At 42.6% G+C, this 17,046-nt stretch carries 14 protein-coding genes and 1 other RNA gene; 12 read left to right on the forward strand and 3 right to left on the reverse strand.

What is annotated here, in order from left to right; all coding sequences use genetic code 11:
• Nucleotides 1-56 precede the first annotated feature (56 nt).
• A complete protein-coding gene (locus A3775_RS15955) occupies nt 57-464 on the reverse strand; it encodes a hypothetical protein (RefSeq protein ID WP_066425807.1) in 408 nt (135 codons plus the stop codon).
• 409 nt (nt 465-873) lie between these two features.
• On the opposite strand from A3775_RS15955, the gene A3775_RS15960 reads away from it, so the two are divergent.
• The 3 genes from A3775_RS15960 (at nt 874) to A3775_RS15970 (ending at nt 3,267) form a co-directional block, all read left to right on the forward strand.
• A complete protein-coding gene (locus A3775_RS15960; RefSeq protein WP_066425811.1) occupies nt 874-2,337 on the forward strand; it encodes an AAA family ATPase in 1,464 nt (487 codons plus the stop codon).
• Nucleotides 2,338-2,527: 190 nt separating this feature from the next.
• Nucleotides 2,528-2,944, forward strand: coding sequence for a XisH family protein (locus tag A3775_RS15965; protein WP_066375297.1), 417 nt, complete (start codon nt 2,528-2,530; stop codon nt 2,942-2,944).
• Nucleotides 2,932-3,267 (forward strand): XisI protein, encoded by a 336-nt coding sequence (locus A3775_RS15970; RefSeq protein ID WP_066375295.1) that lies wholly within the window; start codon nt 2,932-2,934, stop codon nt 3,265-3,267. The genes A3775_RS15965 and A3775_RS15970 overlap by 13 nt, the downstream gene beginning before the upstream one ends.
• 99 nt (nt 3,268-3,366) lie before the next feature.
• Here A3775_RS15970 and ilvA read toward each other — a convergent pair whose 3' ends face one another.
• On the reverse strand, nt 3,367-4,878 hold the full coding sequence (gene ilvA, locus A3775_RS15975; protein WP_066425813.1) for a threonine ammonia-lyase, biosynthetic: 1,512 nt from the start codon (nt 4,876-4,878) through the stop codon (nt 3,367-3,369).
• Nucleotides 4,879-4,890: 12 nt separating this feature from the next.
• Here ilvA and A3775_RS24350 point away from each other — a divergent pair, with 12 nt between their 5' ends.
• From A3775_RS24350 to bchD, 3 genes are all read left to right on the forward strand, one after another.
• On the forward strand, nt 4,891-5,094 hold the full coding sequence (locus A3775_RS24350; protein ID WP_156481657.1) for a hypothetical protein: 204 nt from the start codon (nt 4,891-4,893) through the stop codon (nt 5,092-5,094).
• 359 nt (nt 5,095-5,453) lie between these two features.
• Entirely contained in the window at nt 5,454-7,367 is a 1,914-nt protein-coding gene (locus A3775_RS15980) for a GTPase family protein (RefSeq protein ID WP_066425815.1), read from the forward strand.
• A 258-nt stretch (nt 7,368-7,625) separates the two neighbouring features.
• Nucleotides 7,626-9,647: a magnesium chelatase ATPase subunit D gene (gene bchD / locus A3775_RS15985; protein WP_066375287.1), complete on the forward strand. Its 2,022-nt coding sequence runs from the start codon at nt 7,626-7,628 to the stop codon at nt 9,645-9,647.
• Nucleotides 9,648-9,857: 210 nt separating this feature from the next.
• On the opposite strand, the gene A3775_RS15990 is transcribed toward bchD, so the two are convergent.
• Nucleotides 9,858-10,178 carry a hypothetical protein gene (locus A3775_RS15990; protein WP_066375285.1) on the reverse strand — a complete coding sequence of 107 codons (321 nt, stop codon included), beginning with the start codon at nt 10,176-10,178 and terminating at the stop codon, nt 9,858-9,860.
• Between the two features lie 561 nt (nt 10,179-10,739).
• Here A3775_RS15990 and A3775_RS15995 point away from each other — a divergent pair.
• From A3775_RS15995 to A3775_RS16020, 6 genes are all read left to right on the forward strand, one after another.
• Nucleotides 10,740-11,225, forward strand: a complete 486-nt coding sequence (locus tag A3775_RS15995) for a pentapeptide repeat-containing protein (protein WP_066375283.1) — start codon at nt 10,740-10,742, stop codon at nt 11,223-11,225.
• Entirely contained in the window at nt 11,225-12,370 is a 1,146-nt protein-coding gene (locus tag A3775_RS16000; protein ID WP_066425930.1) for a 5-(carboxyamino)imidazole ribonucleotide synthase, read from the forward strand. Before A3775_RS15995 ends, A3775_RS16000 begins: the two co-directional genes overlap by 1 nt.
• A 102-nt stretch (nt 12,371-12,472) precedes the next feature.
• Nucleotides 12,473-12,656: non-coding RNA, 6S RNA (ssrS, locus tag A3775_RS16005), on the forward strand.
• Between the two features lie 355 nt (nt 12,657-13,011).
• Nucleotides 13,012-14,280 (forward strand): pitrilysin family protein, encoded by a 1,269-nt coding sequence (locus tag A3775_RS16010; RefSeq protein WP_066425817.1) that lies wholly within the window; start codon nt 13,012-13,014, stop codon nt 14,278-14,280.
• Nucleotides 14,281-14,374: 94 nt separating this feature from the next.
• Nucleotides 14,375-15,661, forward strand: a complete 1,287-nt coding sequence (locus A3775_RS16015) for a pitrilysin family protein (protein WP_066425819.1) — start codon at nt 14,375-14,377, stop codon at nt 15,659-15,661.
• Nucleotides 15,662-16,067: 406 nt separating this feature from the next.
• Complete coding sequence (locus A3775_RS16020; RefSeq protein WP_066425820.1) at nt 16,068-16,943, forward strand: peptidoglycan-binding protein; 876 nt, start codon at nt 16,068-16,070, stop codon at nt 16,941-16,943.
• Nucleotides 16,944-17,046 lie beyond the last annotated feature (103 nt).

A 17,046-nucleotide genomic window follows, 5' to 3' on the forward strand; every position in this document is an offset into this window, starting at 1 on the left:
TTACCTATCACTCTCTTTTCCCCGATATTTATGAGTATGACAATCCGTTTTATCTCCTATTGAATTTCACCGAAGTTAAAAATGTCATAACGTATCTCTGCTCTATCCACACCTTGAAATCTATCACCCATTCTCACAGAAGGGGCTGTTGGTTCTACCAGTGGTTGATTAACCAATAGTCTGACATTCTCATTAATTCGCCACACACCTGCATTTTCATTGGTGACAGTGAAAATGTCATTATAATTGCTCACCAAATTTGTAGATATAGTCTGGTTGTTTTGAAAAAATGCTTGATAGTCATCTGAAATTGACCGAGTAGCGATACCAGCTAGAGGTTTGCCGGATAATGTAAAATTATCTTGTTTTGGTGTAGCGGCTAATGCTAACTGTGGTTGTACTAAGATAGCCAGCCCAGCAACAGCTAATATGCTTTTGCAAGCATTCACAATTTTGTCAATCATTTTCTTATAACCTAATTATTTATTATTAGTTTTATTGTCGGTAAAAACCAAGAAATATATCTCTATCTTGAGTCGAAATAATATCTAGAATAAATAATTATATTCTCCAGCTTTTGTTTGAAAGAAAAACCAGTTAATTATTTGAATATACAAGTTTTTAATCTATCAAAAGAAGGTTGACACTAATTGTTGAGCAAGCTGCTAGATAATAGACAAGGTAGAATTTTTTACCTAATCCCTAATCCCCAGCCTCCCAAGATTCTCCAACACTAAAGAACATGGGTTCTAAAGCCTAAAATGCTTGTTGGGAGATAATTTTGCGGCTTTAACCAGCAAATGAGTCTGTTACGCCGTGTTTAGAATGAAATAACTAGCAGCTGATTCTAGACACAGGCTACAGAGGAACGCAATGCTAATTTTTGAAGAACACTTTCAAGATAATCGCTGTAGCTGGGTGACACGGGATAGTTCAGAGTGTAGCCTTTACATGGAAGTGGGTCATTATGTATTTGACCACAAACGTACAGGTGATGCCTATTGGCTATCGTGGAACTCGGCGGAGTTCTTTTATGACAGAACTGATTTTCATATTCATATAGTTTTAGAAAAAGCTGCTGGTGTAGATAATCACGGGTACGGTTTTGTCTGGGGACTGTTAGACGATCGCAATTTCTTTGAGTTTGTGATTTCTGGTCATGGTAATTATCGCATTGCTCAAGTCAAAAACGGTAACTTTATTAACTACACAGACTGGAAACGCTGCGATCGCATCCAACAGGGTGATGCTGTAAACTTACTAGAAATCTGCCGTGTGGGTAATTTTGTCGAGTTTTACATCAACAGTACCCTTGTAGATAAGTTTCCCGCCGATAAATTAATGGATGTCCCCGGACGAAATTTTGGTTTCGTTATCCATGACACTATCAAAATGAAAGTCCACAGCCTGATGGTAAGTGCGCCTGATACAGAAAAAGACTTCTGTGATTTTAATTCAGAACTTTATGATTCCAGGTATGAAACCAAAGCTTCTTTTATTGAGCATGAACCACCACATAATGATAGCATAGAAAAAGTGTTTGCAGACTTACAGGCGTTAGTGGGACATGAACGCACCAAGCAGCAACTTTTTTCTTTAGCAAACTTCCTCAAAGTCCAAACTGCACGCCAAAACCGAGGACTGAAAACCGTAGAAACTTCACTACACCTGATGCTTTCCGGGCCACCAGGAACAGGTAAGACCACAATTGCGCGTTTAGTGGGGCGATTATATCAACAATTGGGCTTGCTGGAGCGTGGACACGTTGTAGAAACAGACCGTGCCGGGATTATTAGTGGATATATTGGACAAACTGCACTCAGAGTAGAAAATGCGGTGCAGCAAGCTTTAGACGGTGTATTGTTCATTGATGAAGCTCACGCTTTAGCTCCTGAAGATAGCCCGAATGACTACGGCAAAGAAGCATTGCAGATATTAATTAAACGTATGGAAGATTACCGCGATCGCTTGGCGGTAGTTATCGCCGGGTACAATGAAGAAATGGATCGTTTACTTGAATCTAACCCCGGTTTTAAATCCCGTCTGCATAGATTATTTTATCTTGATCACTACACTCCTAATCAGTTATTATTAATCTTCAAAAAATTCTGTCAAGATAATGGCTATATCCTTGATTCTTCAGCCAATATTATCTTACAAGCCACCTTTGAACTAGCTTACGCCAACCGAGACAAAACTTTTGGTAATGGACGTTTTGCCCGTGCTTTATTTGAGCGTACAATTGAAAAACAAGCTAATCGCATTGTGCATGACATCGACAAGTTAGATAATTCTCAGTTAACTTTAATTACGGCTGAGGATTTATCGGGAAATTAAGGGGACTGGGTAAAAGTTACGAGACTTACGCAACGTAATATCCAGATCCCCGACTTCTTTGAGAAGTCGGGGATCTATCGCATCATCATTTTATCTTTAATTATATTGACCTAGTTAGTAGGGTGCGTCAGATTAATAATCATCATTCCTAGTGCGTTAGAATTTATAAAAAAGATATTTGGTTTTACTTGTGTCAGCCAAAGATATTTTTCATGAATCAGTTAAAAAAGCTTTACAGAAAGAAGGATGGAGCGTTACAAGTGATCCATTAAAATTTAAATTCGGGGAAGTCAACTTCCAAATTGATTTAGGTGCAGAAAAAATCATTGCCGCAGAAAAAGGAAATGAAAAAATAGCAATTGAAATCAAAAGCTTTTTAAATCCTTCACCAATTACAGATTTTTACTCTGCTTTGGGACAATTCCTCAGTTACCGTCTAGCGTTAGCAGGATATGAACCAGAGCGAGTATTATACTTAGCAGTTCCATTGGATACTTACAAAATATTTTTTCAACTTGAATTTACTAAAACTGCGATACAACAGTATCAAGTGTTGTTAATTGTTTATGATCCAGAGAATGAGGTGATTGTAGAGTGGATAAAATAGCAAAATATCAAGAATTAGTTAAAACATTGTTGACTAACTACGCCAGTGATGATGTTTCAGATAATGATGTGGAAGTGCAACTGATTTTAGACACAGAACGCAATCATTATCAATGGATGAATGTAGGTTGGCAAGGATTTAATCGGATTTATCGATGCGTCATGCACTTTGATATTAAAGATGGTAAAATCTGGCTGCAACAGAATTTAACTGATCGCAATCCAGCAGAGGAATTAGTGATGATGGGAGTACCACGAGAGGATATTGTCCTGGGTTTACAAGCTCCTTACAAGCGTCAGTATACAGATTATGGTGTAGCTTAAGGCGACACCTGATATCTTCAATCTACAACAGATGCGATCGCCTTGTTGGTTATAGTCAAACTCAGCGATAATTTCAGGCGATCGCATACACTAACCCACTCAACCCAAAAACAATTTATACGCCGGGTTTTGGCTTTCATCCCAATAGCGATAGCCAAGGGTATCCAGAAACGCTTGCCATTCCTCCATTTCCTGCGGTGGGACTTGCATTCCTACTACAATGCGTCCGTAATCTGCGCCATTGTTGCGGTAATGGAACATACTAATATTCCAATTAGGACTCATAGAGGCGACAAACTTCATTAATGCACCAGGGCGTTCGGGAAACTCAAAACGGTAGAGTAATTCATGATCAGCTAGGGGAGAATGTCCGCCAACCATGTGGCGCAAATGCAGTTTTGTCAGTTCATCATCGGTTAAATCAAGAGTTGGGAAACCACAAGTTTCAAAGGTTTCTACCATCTTGCTTCTATCAGCAAGGTTTTGAATTTGCATCCCGACGAAAATATGGGCGATTTTCTCATCAGCAATGCGGTAGTTAAACTCTGTCAGGTTGCGTCTGCCAATACATTCACAAAATTTATGCAGACTTCCTGGTGCTTCGGGGATGGTGACTGCAAAAATGGCTTCGCGACGTTCGCCAAATTCGGCTCGTTCCGCCACAAAGCGCAGTCTGTCAAAGTTCATATTCGCACCACAGGCGACAGCTACTAAAGTTTGTCCTTGGATTTGCTCCCGTTCTACATAAGCTTTTGCGCCAGCGATCGCCAATGCTCCCGCAGGTTCTAAAATTGAGCGTGTATCCTCAAACACATCCTTAATCGCCGCACAAGTGGCATCTGTATCTACTAAAATAATCTCATCTACATATTCCTGACACAACCTAAAGGTTTCTTCCCCTACTTCCCTCACTGCTACCCCATCGGCAAATAAACCCACCTGCGACAACCTTACCCGCTTTCCGGCTGTTAATGACTGGTGCATCGCATCCGCATCAACGGGTTCTACACCAATAATTTTAATTTCTGGGCGGATGCGTTTGACATAAGCCGCAATTCCAGCAATTAACCCACCGCCACCAATAGCGACAAATATGGCATGAATCGGTTGCTGATATTGGCGTAAAATTTCCATGCCAATTGTACCCTGTCCGGCAATCACATGGGGGTCATCAAAAGGATGAATGAAGGTTAAACCTTTTTCAGCTTCAAGTTGTCGGGCGTAAGCATAGGCATCATCATAAGTATCACCATGCAAAACCACCTCGCCACCTCTGGCTTTGACTGCATCTACTTTAACTTGCGGCGTAGTCACAGGCATCACGATAATGGCTCTAGTTCCTAACCGCTTTGCACCCAAAGCCACACCTTGAGCATGGTTTCCTGCCGATGCAGCAATTACGCCTTGTGCGAGTAAATCAGGCGGTAGGTTTGCCATCTTGTTGTAAGCACCACGCAGTTTAAACGAGAATACAGACTGCATATCCTCGCGCTTCAACAAGAGTTGATTATTCAGTCTAGCAGAGAGGTTGGGGGCATACTCCAGAGGAGATTCCTGAGCAACATCATACACACGAGCCGTCAGAATTTGTACCAGGTAGTCGCAAAGCATGGGGTAGAAGAAATGAGCAATTGCTGGATAAAGATTAATTTTACGTTAAGTTTGTCCCCATGCTGTGGTGTTGATGAGCGATCGCTAGCAATTCAGGGACATAAAACATCTCTTCACCCTTGGGTAGCCCGGATATTAGGGGTGGTATATCTGTTGATTGGCAGTGTGGCGATTTTGGTCGGAATGATAGTTTTAATTGTAGCGATCGCCAATTAATCACTAGCCAATCTTAAACTTATTCATAGGATGGGGGAGCGGAGGAAGCGGAGGAAAGAAACTAATGACTAATGTACGGGCGGGTTTACTAAGAACTTTCATGGCTATACAGATTATCGCAGCTTACCCGCCCCTACTGACTAATAACTAATTAGGACTTACGCACAAGTCACGGAATAATGAACCACGAAGAAACGTTCGCGAAGCGTTCCGAAGGAAAGAACACGTTCGCGTAGCGTCTCGTAGAGAAGGAAATAGGGTTTGAGAGATATTTTGCATAAGTCCTGCTAATGACTAATGACTAATGACTAGAGTGAAAATGGCAATATCAGCAATCTAACAAAAGCAGGTATGAGATTATGGTGCGTTTAAAGCTTTGGCAGTGGGTAATCTTGGCTACACCAATCACAGCCATCATCGTTTTCTTACTGGTAGCGGCAGGAATGCAAATCCATGCTTGGGGGATCAATTGGATTTGGGGTGTGTTCACTGTCCTATTTTTGGGTTGGCGTTGGTTGTTGGTGCGGTGGACTAAACCTGTAATTCAACAAGTAGAAGCAGCATTAGCTGAGGTTAAGGTTGAACTGACATCTCAGATTGAAAATACCACTACACCTGTCAGTAGTGATGCTACCCAACAAGCAGAAGCCGCACTACAAGAAGTCCTCACAGCCTCACAAAGCGATCGCCCGATTTGGGAAGATTGGACAACATTTTGGCAACGTTGTCAAGATTTAGTTGTAGCTGTTGCCCATATCTACCATCCAGAGGTGAAATATCCTTTACTAAATATCTACGTTCCCCAAGCTTATGGACTGATACGGGGAACGGTGGATGATTTAGATCAATGGATGCAAAAGTTATCACCTGTTCTCAATCAGGTATCGGTAGGACAAGCTTATCAAGCTTATGAAGTCTACCGCAAATTAGAACCATCAGCCCGGAAGTTTTGGCGGGCTTGGAGTTGGGCGCAGTGGGTTTTAAATCCTGTAGCAGCAGTAGCTAACCGGGCTACTAAAGGTTACACTAATCAGGCAAATCAGCAATTATTGGCGAATTTGGGGCAATTATTCCGAGAAGCGGCTTTACGGAATCTGTGTAAACAGGCGATCGCCCTCTACGGTGGTGAAACTATCGCTATCGAAACCCCCACAGTTTCCACACCCACCTTACCTAAAGCTAAAACTCAAACTCTGCAAAACATCCTCAGCCAAGCCCAACCAGTCGAAAAAGTTGAACAAAAACCAGTCAGTATCTTACTTGTGGGCAGAACAGGCGCAGGAAAAAGCAGTTTAATTAACACCCTGTTTCAAGGTGATATCGCAGAAGTTGATGTATTACCCAGCACCGACCAAATTCAGGATTATCACTGGCAAACCCAAGACGGCGAAACCCTACATCTATGGGATACCCCAGGATACGAACAAGTGAAGCGGGAGGATTTGCGGCAGATGGTGTTAGATTATGCCACTAACGCTGATTTGTTGCTGTTAGTGAATCCCGTGCTTGATCCCGCCTTGCAAATGGATGTAGATTTTTTGCAAGCCATCAAAGATATAATTGCAGATATCCCAGCGATCGCAGTTGTGACGCAAGTAGATAAGCTGCGTCCGATGCGAGAATGGCAACCGCCTTATGATTGGCAAACAGGCGACAGACCCAAAGAAATCGCGATTCGGGAAGCTACAGCCTATCGTGCCGAATTATTGGGTGATTTTTGTCAATTAGTCTTACCTGTGGTCACAGGTGATATTGCCAGTGGTAGAATTGCTTGGGGAATTGATGCTTTATCCTTGGGATTAATAGAAGCGATCGCACCAGCCAAACAACTGCGACTAGCCCGGTTTTTGCGTAACCTCGAAGCCCGAACCGTAGCAGCTGCCAAAATCATCGAGCATTACACCTTGCAAATGGCAACCACCCAAGGACTCACAGCAATGCTCAAAAGTCCTGTACTTCAGTTCATTGCTACACTGTCCACAGGTTCGCCCACATTAGCTTACATCCTAGCCGAACAAATCCCCGTAGAACAGTTACCAATTGTGATTGGTAAACTGCAAATGGCTTATGATTTGTTCTCATTGTTAAAGACAGAAGACTCAAACACGCTCAAATTTGACTTATTATCTTTGTGGCCGTTACTGTTAGAAAATCCAGGCACACCAGAGCGCAATGCTTGGGCATTTGGTCACGCACTGGTAGAATACTGGACGCAGAATTTAAGCATTGAACAACTGCGCCAACGTTTTGACTATTATATGCAGCAAGTTTAGAAGGGATTAGTGACTGGGGACTGAAAGGCAGACAAACTCTTACACCTAAAGAGTGAGTTTTATCTGTTTCTGTCAGAGCTAATATATATCTATCAAAATAGACAACACAATCATGTTTTGATTTGGACTAACCTAGCAATATTAGCTGTAGAAAATGGCTGGTTCAATGCTTTAGAACAGATAAATTTTTATGTCTGATTAAACAAAAACACCAGCTAAAATCGCCCATTTACAGCTAATATTCCATGCTATCACCCCATGAATTTATCGAGTTACTCATCCGTAATTCCCACCTTTCCCCTGACAGCTATAGTTGGTCATCAGGCGATTAAATTAGCGTTATTAATCGTAGCAGTAGACCCTGATTTGGGAGGGGTGGTCATTTCTGGTCGTCGTGGTACAGCTAAATCAGTAATGGCTCGCGCTCTCCATGCACTGCTTCCCCCTATTGAAGTAATTCAGGGTTCTTGCTGCAACTGTGACCCCAATAAACCAGATGAGTGGGATGATGAAACAGTTACAAGAGGCAGGAAGCAGCAGGATGGACAAACTAATTTCTCCCTACTGCCAACAGAAGTAATTCCCGCGCCTTTTGTGCAAGTCCCCTTGGGTGTGACTGAAGATAGATTACTAGGTTCAGTGGATGTGAGTCAGTCAATCAAGCAGGGAAAGACGGTATTTCAACCAGGATTGCTCGCACAGGCACACCGGGGGATTTTGTATGTTGATGAGATTAATTTGCTGGAGGAACATATTGCTAATCCGCTCTTGGCTATTTTAGCTGAGGGATGTAACCAAATTGAGCGGGAGGGCATTAGTTTTCAACATCCCTGCAAACCGTTATTTATCGCCACCTATAACCCAGAAGAAGGTAAACTACGAGAACATTTATTAGATAGAATTGCGATCGCCCTTTCTGCTGATGAAGTTTTGAGTATAGATCAGCGCGTCCAAGCTGTGGAGCAAGTTGTCAGTTACGCAGAGTCTCCGCAAAAATTTCTCCAGCAATATGCCGAAGACATCGCCGACCTCAAAACCCAAATTATTCTAGCGCGAGCATTACTCAAAAATGTACGAGTTCAACGTGAGCAAATTGCCTACTTAGTCAACGAAGCTATTCGCGGTCAGGTGCAGGGACATCGCGCCGAATTGTTTGCACTGCGAGTTGCGAAAGCTAGTGCCGCTTTGAATGGGCGATTAGAAGTGAATGCTGAGGATTTGCGCCATGCCGTAGAATTAGTAATTATACCCAGAGCAACAGTAATTGAGGTGACAAAAGAACAGCCACCACCAGCACCACCCCAACCGCAACCAGAACAACCAGAACAAACAGACACCGAAACCCAAGAGGAAACCAAACAGGAAACACCAAGTATCCCTGAAGAATTTGTCTTTACCCCAGAAGGAGTGATCCTTGACCCGGCGGTGCTTTACTTTGCTAAAATCGCCCACCGCAGACAGGGTAAAGCAGGGGGACGTGGGCTGATTTTTTCCCAAGACCGAGGACGCTATGTCAAGCCGATGTTTCCCAAGGGAAAAATTCAACGGATTGCTATAGATGCCACCTTGCGAGCTGCTGCTCCCCACCAAAAGATACGTCACCAACGTCAGCCAGGTCGCCGGGTGATTATTGAAGATGACGACATCCGAGTGAAGCGATTAGCCCGCAAAGCCGGAGCATTGGTGATTTTTGTCGTTGATGCTTCTGGCTCAATGGCCTTGAATCGAATGCAATCAGCCAAAGGTGCAGCTTTGCAATTGCTAGGGCAAGCATACCGCAGCCGTGACCAAATCGCTTTAATTCCCATCCGGGGTGAGCGTGCAGAGGTGTTGTTGCCTCCCACTCGTTCAATTACCACCGCTCACAAACGTCTAGACTGCCTACCCTGTGGTGGAGGTACTCCCCTGGCTCACGCTCTGGCTCAGGCTGTGCGAGTCGGTTTAAACGCCATGCAATCCAAAGATATTGGTCAAGTTGTCATCGTACTGATTACCGATGGTGGGGCGAATATTCCCCTGTCACGCTCCCTAGGTCAACCGTTTCTGGACGAAGAGCAACCAGATATTAAGGGGGAAGTGCTAGATATTGCTGTCAAAATTAGTACATTAGGAATGCAGTTATTAGTAATTGATACAGAAAATAAGTTTATTTCTAGTGGGTTTCCCAAGGAGATAGCACAACGGGCAGGAGGTAAATATTATTACTTACCTAAAACAACAGAGCGAATAATTGCGGCAATGACGCAGGGAGCAATAGCAGATATCAAAGCTGGTTTTTAGTGGTGATATCATGTCCGGCTAATTACTTATGATCAGTTTTCGATGCTGAACTTTTCCCTGTTGCCTGTTGCCTGTTGCCTGTTCCCTGTTGCCTATTTCCTCAAGCGATTCCCCGCGTTAGCTTCTTTCATCTTCCGTCACTGGGGTGCTTGTTCTTACAGGCATCCTACTAGACTTGACTATCGCTCTTCATGTAGTCTACAGTCTAATTTAAGCATCTTCTGGTTCAAGTTGAGCCACGGTAACAGCATTGAGGGCGAAAGCAAAAACCAAGGGCATCGGACATCTAAATACCAAGGTAGTAATAACAGCTACTATCGTGCTAATTAAAGCTGTATATGACCACCATTTTTCTTCCCTTGTTAGCCCTTTTTCAGATTTAATTTCTCTCAGCACATGATTAGGGATTGGTTCGGGCATGACACAACCCGGAGGAAACGCCCAATAATGATTGCGTCGCTCTACAAATAGTTCTGTCCAGCCATTTGCTTGGCACCATGCTTCGATCCATTCAATAGAGTAGTGTGTCATGATTGCAATTACTTAAGTAGCTTGTTGAATTAGTCTAGTTAGGGAAGATAAATATACTCAAGATTTAGCGATAGTTCAACACTCAAATATAAAAATATGGTTAATACTCCCCCGATAGAGCTTTTTAAGCATCAGAAAGATAACATCAATCATGCTTAATGCTCGCCTTGATTAAAGATTAGCAGTCAACATTCCCAGTCCCACATAAATGACAATAAACTTTACTTTGAAAAATCCAAATTGAAGAATTGTAAATTGGATGGCGATCGCTGACATTGAGTACAAATATATATCCTCAACATCCACCGGAAAAATCAAGAATTGTAAATCAATGACTGAGCCATTACTTGACAAGTTGACTTAATACTTTTAATAACTCCTAAAGTGATGATTTATCTACTATCTAGAGTTGTATTTACTTCATTATCCCTCAGCCTTTAGTTATCAATCTCTGAATATTTATCTCCAAAAACAGACTTTTATGACAAAATGTTAAGCTAGATGCAAAACGCCTGAAAATGGGGAAAATCCACAATGAATCACAAAACTAACTACCTAAAGATGTTTTGGCGGCAATTATTGGTTTTAGTATGTGGGATCATAGTATTGTGCTTGCCATCCCCAGCGTTAGCAGACTGGACACATCCCCTATCATTTAGCAATGCAGAACTCTCTAGACATAATTTTGCCGGGGATAGTTTACAAGCGGCGGAGTTTTCTAACGCTAACTTAGAAATGACAGACTTTACAGGTGCTGATTTGCGAGGCGCAGTCTTAAGTGCTTCCGTAATGACACAAACAAATCTCCACCAAGCAGATTTAACTAATGCAATGGTGGATCAGGTAAACTTAACAGGGGCAGATTTAAGCGATGCCGTTTTTAAAGAAGCCCTGTTACTCCGTGCCATCTTTAACGATGTCAACATCAAAGGTGCAGACTTTACTGATGCAATTTTAGATAAAGCGCAAATTAAAGAACTGTGTACCAAAGCTAGCGGAGTAAATTCTCAAACAGGCATAGCAACTCGTGATTCTTTAGGATGTTAATGAAGCGTGTAGGTGTAATTGGTGGTGGGCAGCTAGCTTGGATGATGGGAGGTGCAGCCAAAAAACTAGGTGTAGAATTAATTGTACAAACTCCTAGTCATCAAGACCCAGCTGTTACCATTGCCCAAGATACTGTATTAGCAGCAGTTGATGATGCTCAGGCTACAAAATTATTAGCAGCCAAAAGCGATGTCATCACCTTTGAAAATGAATTTGTGGATTTAGCAGCATTATCACTGTTAGCACAACAAGGTGTCTACTTCCGTCCTCGGTTAGCAGCATTATCACCTTTATTAGATAAATATCATCAACGTTGTTATTTACGGGATTTGGGGCTACCAGTTCCGCAATTTTTCGCCGTTGAACCGCAGGAAAACCTGACAGAAAAAATCACAGCTTTAGGATTTCCGTTAGTGTTAAAATCTCGCCGTCACGGTTATGATGGACAAGGGACTTTTATCATCGATGATTTAGAGACTTTGCAGCAGAAATTAGCGATTAATCACAGCCAACAACCGAGCCAAAGTCTATATTTAATCGAAGAATTTGTACCCTTTGAACGGGAACTAGCGGTAATTGCTGCCCGTTCCGTAGATGGGGAAGTTGTCATCTATCCAGTGGTAGAAACCCAGCAAGAACAACAAGTATGTCGGCGAGTCATAGCCCCTGCTGATATTACACCAGAACAAGCAGCAGAAGCGGAGGCGATCGCCCACACTTTATTAAACAGCTTGCAAGCAGTCGGAGTCTTCGGCATCGAATTATTTCTTACACCACAAGGCAAAGTCTTAGTCAACGAAATCGCCCCCCGCACCCACAATTCCGGGCATTTTTCCCTAGATGCCTGTCAAACCTCCCAATTTGAGCAACATCTGAGAGCCGTTTGTGGACTACCTTTAGGTAATCCTAATTTAAACTGTGCAATGGCAGTCATGGTCAACCTCTTAGGTTACGAAACTTCACACAGCGACTACCAAGACAAACGCCAAAAATTAGCAGCAATTCCCCAAGCGCACCTCCACTGGTACAACAAAACAGAAGCCCGCCCAGGGCGCAAACTAGGACACGTTACAGTCTTGTTAGACAAGCATAACCAAACCCTAGCCGATGAAATCGCCCACATCGTAGAATCTATCTGGTATTAGAGGCTGTTTGTAGTGAGGACTTTAGTCCTTACCACAAACCTCACAAGAAAAAAATTTCCTAACACACTACACAACCAATGAGATAAAGCTATAATGGTTTGAGTTACACTGCGACGTTGGTGACTGCCATCAAGTTTTTTGATCTATGTCTTTAAGAAAAAGGGAACCAAACGTCCTTCGTGGCAGTAGACTGGGCAAGTACCCAGAAACTTTAAACGAAGAAAATCGGTACCCACCTGGTTTAACCAGGTCATAAACTTAGGTAAAACGGCGTTGCGGTGAACTTAAAATTTTAAGCTTCCTAAGTTAAGTAAAACTGGGAAGCTTTAATATTTTTAATTAGCATCTTCGTCGGGTGCGTCAGATATCAAAAATACGTTTATTGACAGCATTTAAACAGTCTGACGCACCCTACAAGACTAAAACCGTTTATTGATGTAGCTTGCGTGGCGTAGCCATAGATGCACCTTATTTTGCACTGTAGAGACTAGCCATGCTTAGTCTCTACATAATTTATCTGGTATGTGAACTACTTGCATCTCAGACCAAATATCACATCTGTATAACCTGATGCAAATTGAGATACCATTCAGAGTTATGATCACAAAAAAAGACATTAATTCTTAGTTAAGAATACAAAATTGTCAAAACAGCAACAAACACATCCTTTATTTCCAGCTTCGGTCTTGCGGTTAGATAATGGTCTAACCTTGATTCATCAAGAAATTCCCACAACTCCCGTAGTTGTAGCTGATGTTTGGGTAAAGGCGGGAACATTCCACGAGCCAGAACCTTGGTTCGGGATGGCGCACTTTTTAGAACACATGATTTTTAAAGGTACAGCCACCCTAGCACCGGGAATGTTCGACCATAATATTGAAAATACGGGTGGTGTGAGTCATGCGGCGACAAGCTACGATTATGCTAATTATTCCTTGACTACTGCTGCTAACTACTTAGAAGATACTCTCCCCCATTTAGGAGAACTACTACTTAACGCCGCCATTCCAGAGGATGAGTTTAGCCGGGAACGGGATGTAGTTCTAGAAGAAATTCGCGCCAGTTATGATGATCCCGACTGGGTAGGCTTTCAATTGTTGCTACAAAGCGTTTACCAAAATCATCCTTATGGGCGTTCAATTTTGGGAAGTGAGGAAGAACTCATCCAACATTCGCCAGAGGAAATGCGCTGCTTTCACCGTGCTTACTATCAACCAGAAAACATGACGGTAGTAATTGCGGGAGGTATTCAGCAACAGCGAGCCTGGGATTTGGTAAATCGTTCATTTGCGAATTTTGCCGCACCTGTGCAGTGTCCGCAAATCACACCAGTAACCAAGCCAGTTATTAACGGTATACAACGTCAAGAAATACATTTACCACGTTTAGAACAAGCAAGGCTGTTATTAGCCTGGGTAGTACCAGGAGTAGAACAACTCCGCACTGCCTACGGTTTAGATTTATTATCAGTGTTATTGGCTCAAGGGCGGACTTCGCGTTTAGTGCGTGATTTAAGAGAAGAATTGCAATTAGTCCAGGGAATTTGTTGTAATTTTTCTCTACAACGAGAATCAAGCTTATTTACTATTACTGCTTGGTTAGAACCCGAAAATGTAGAAATAGTTGAAAACTTAATTCTCAGTCATTTGGATGATATACAAAGCACAGGCATTAATGAGCAAGAATTAGCCCGTACACGTAGATTGTTGTGTAACGAGTATGCTTTTTCGACGGAAACACCCAATCAACTCACGGGGATGTATGGATATTATAACACCATTGCCCAAGCAGAATTATCAGTGACATATCCGCAGCAAATTCGCTCATTTGCGCCTCCAGAACTGCAACAATTAGCTAAACAGTATCTTTCACTGCAAAATTACGCCGTAACTGTTTTGAAACCTTGTTAAGTTGGGGAGCAGAGGAAGCGGAGGAAGCAGAGGAAGCGGAGGAGAGAAACTAATGACTAATGACTAATGACTAATGACTAATAACTAATGACTAATGACTCAAACTGTGAATAATTCTTTATCTAACGCTTCTATTCATCGGACTGTATTAAATAATGGTATTGTGGTGTTAGTCGCTGAAAATCCGGTGGCTGATATTGTGGCGACGCGAATGTTTATCCGGGCTGGGAGTTGCAGCGAACCACGAGAAAAAGCTGGGTTGGCGCATTTGCTAGCAACTGTGATTACTAAGGGATGTGATGGACTTTCTAGCTTAGAAATTGCGGAAGAAGTCGAGTCTGTGGGAGCTAGTTTGAGTGCAGATACTTCGACTGATTATTTTTTAATGTCGTTGAAGACGGTAACGGCAGATTTTCCGCACATACTAGGGTTAGCAGGGCGGATTTTGCGATCGCCTACCTTCCCCACTACTCAAGTAGAATTGGAACGGCGTTTAATTATCAATCATATCCGTTCCCAAACTGAGCAACCCTTTGCTCTAGCGATGGAACAAATGCGCCGGGTAATGTACCAAAATCATCCCTATGCAATGTCGATACTCGGTGATGAAAGCACTGTCAACAGCATCACCCAAGCTGATTTAATCCAGTATCACCAGACTTATTTTCGTCCAGATAATCTAGTAATTAGTATCGCTGGACGCATCACACTTGATGAAGCTGTAGCTTTAATAGAATCAGTGTTTGGTGATTGGCAAGTTCCCAACCAAACCCTACCAAAATTAAATTTACCACAAATCCGACTACAGCCACAACACCAGTTACAGCCTCTACAAACACAGCAATCTATTGTCATGCTTGGTTATTTGGGCGCGTCGGTGAGTTCCCCCGACTACGCAGCTTTGAAGTTGCTGTGTACCTATTTGGGGAATGGTTTATCTAGTCGCTTGTTTGTGGAGTTACGAGAAAAACGCGGTTTAGCTTACGAAGTCTCAGCATTTTACCCAACTAAGCTACATCCAGCTTCATTTGTCGTGTATATGGGGACAGCACCCGAAAATACCACTATAGCCCTAGAAGGTTTGCGTACAGAAGTAGAGTTACTTTGTCATACAGAAATAACTGAAACCAATTTACAAGCGGCGAAAAACAAAATTTTAGGACAGTATGCTCTAGGTAAACAAACTAACGGACAAATCGCCCAAATCTACGGCTGGTACGAAACTTTAGGTTTAGGAATCGACTTTGATAGTCAATTTCAAGAATTAATTGCGGCTGTGAGTTCTCAAGATGCTTTAATGGTGGCAAGTCGCTACTTACAGGAACCTTATTTGTCTTTAGTTGGTCAAGAAGAGGCGATAAATCGTGCAATTCTTGAATGATGAGTTATGAGTGGCAGTAAAGTTGTTCACAGTAGGGGTTTAGCATGGCTAATCCCCTACAATCTTGAATTTGATCAATAATTCCGTCTACTTACTCAGCACCAGGCGATGCACAGCCAACAACTTAAACTAAGAGTTTGAGCAAATCTCAAACTATGCCCATTCTACAAAAGTTGTCATCAAGCAACAGGTACAAGTTAACTCGTATCTTGCACTATTCTCAATAAACTCCAGGCGATGCACAGCCAACAACCTAAACTCAGAGTTTGAGCAAATCTCAAACTATGCCCATTCTACAAAAGTTGTGATCAAGCAACAGGTACAAGTTAAGAGTTAACTCGCCTCTACTACTCAATCGCCGCAAGCGGCTGTAATATTAGCAACAGAAATTCTGGGAGCAATTTCCATGAAAGACAGCCTGAGAGCAAGTATCATGAATCACCTAGAGTCACCCAAGGCATTTTGTAAATTTCGCGCCAGTCAGATTTATGGGCTACTACTGTTTTCTTGTATGTCTGTTTTTATTGGCTCGTCGCCTGTAGTAGCAGTTGCAGCACCGCTACAAATTGCCCAACAAGTTGTAATTAATCGCCCTACCCTCAAGGTTGGTAGTCAAGGTGAGCGTGTTTCGGAACTGCAAGCAGCTTTGAAGCTTTTGGGCTTTTACTCAGGTGCTGTGGATGGCATTTATAACAACAATACAGCCAATGCTGTTTCTCAGTTTAAACAAACAGTCGGCTTGAGTCCAGATGGTATTGTTGATGCTGCTACTTGGCAGAGGCTTTTCCCTAATGAAGCAATGGCGGTAACACTACCCAATTCCACACCTAGTGTAAACAGTGGTTTTCCTGTTCCTACCCAACCTGTTACTGTTATCAAACCTGCGACGACTCAGGTTGTCAATCCGAAACCAGCCGCAAAACCTCCTAATACTCAACCGGCGACGACTCAGGTTGTCAAACCAGCCGCAAAACCTCCTAATACTCAACCATCTTCCACAACTCGCCCTCAACTGACTCCACCAACTACCCGCCTGGCTGGTGTACAGTACACTACAGAAGGATGGCCGATTTTGCGTGTCGGTATGAGTAATGCGGAAGTTACCAAGTTACAAGAAAGATTGAGTCAGCTTGGTTTTCTCAAAGGTGGTGTAGACGGATATTTTGGGATATTAACTGAAAACGCTGTGAAAGCAGCACAAAAACGCTATGGTTTAAAGGCTGATGGCGTGGTTGGTGGTGCAACATGGAAGGCTCTGATGCGATCGCCCCAACGACGATAAGCTGAAAAATGGTTATTAGTCATTAGTCATTAGTCATTAGTTATTAGTCAGTAGGGGCGGGTAAGCTGCGATAATCTGTATAGCCATGAAAGTTCTTAGTAAA

This window comes from Anabaena sp. 4-3 (assembly GCF_001597745.1).
Classification (GTDB): domain Bacteria; phylum Cyanobacteriota; class Cyanobacteriia; order Cyanobacteriales; family Nostocaceae; genus Trichormus.

Coding starts and splice junctions, on each gene's coding strand:
- A3775_RS16015 (WP_066425819.1), top strand. CDS start 14,375: ATGACTCAAACTGTGAATAATTCTTTATCTAACGCTTCTATTCATCGG.
- A3775_RS15960 (WP_066425811.1), top strand. CDS start 874: ATGCTAATTTTTGAAGAACACTTTCAAGATAATCGCTGTAGCTGGGTG.
- A3775_RS16020 (WP_066425820.1), top strand. CDS start 16,068: ATGAAAGACAGCCTGAGAGCAAGTATCATGAATCACCTAGAGTCACCC.
- A3775_RS16000 (WP_066425930.1), top strand. CDS start 11,225: ATGAAGCGTGTAGGTGTAATTGGTGGTGGGCAGCTAGCTTGGATGATG.
- A3775_RS15990 (WP_066375285.1), bottom strand. CDS start 10,178: ATGACACACTACTCTATTGAATGGATCGAAGCATGGTGCCAAGCAAAT.
- A3775_RS15995 (WP_066375283.1), top strand. CDS start 10,740: ATGTTTTGGCGGCAATTATTGGTTTTAGTATGTGGGATCATAGTATTG.
- A3775_RS15980 (WP_066425815.1), top strand. CDS start 5,454: ATGGTGCGTTTAAAGCTTTGGCAGTGGGTAATCTTGGCTACACCAATC.
- A3775_RS15955 (WP_066425807.1), bottom strand. CDS start 464: ATGATTGACAAAATTGTGAATGCTTGCAAAAGCATATTAGCTGTTGCT.
- bchD (WP_066375287.1), top strand. CDS start 7,626: ATGAATTTATCGAGTTACTCATCCGTAATTCCCACCTTTCCCCTGACA.
- A3775_RS24350 (WP_156481657.1), top strand. CDS start 4,891: ATGAGCAATTGCTGGATAAAGATTAATTTTACGTTAAGTTTGTCCCCA.
- ilvA (WP_066425813.1), bottom strand. CDS start 4,878: ATGCTTTGCGACTACCTGGTACAAATTCTGACGGCTCGTGTGTATGAT.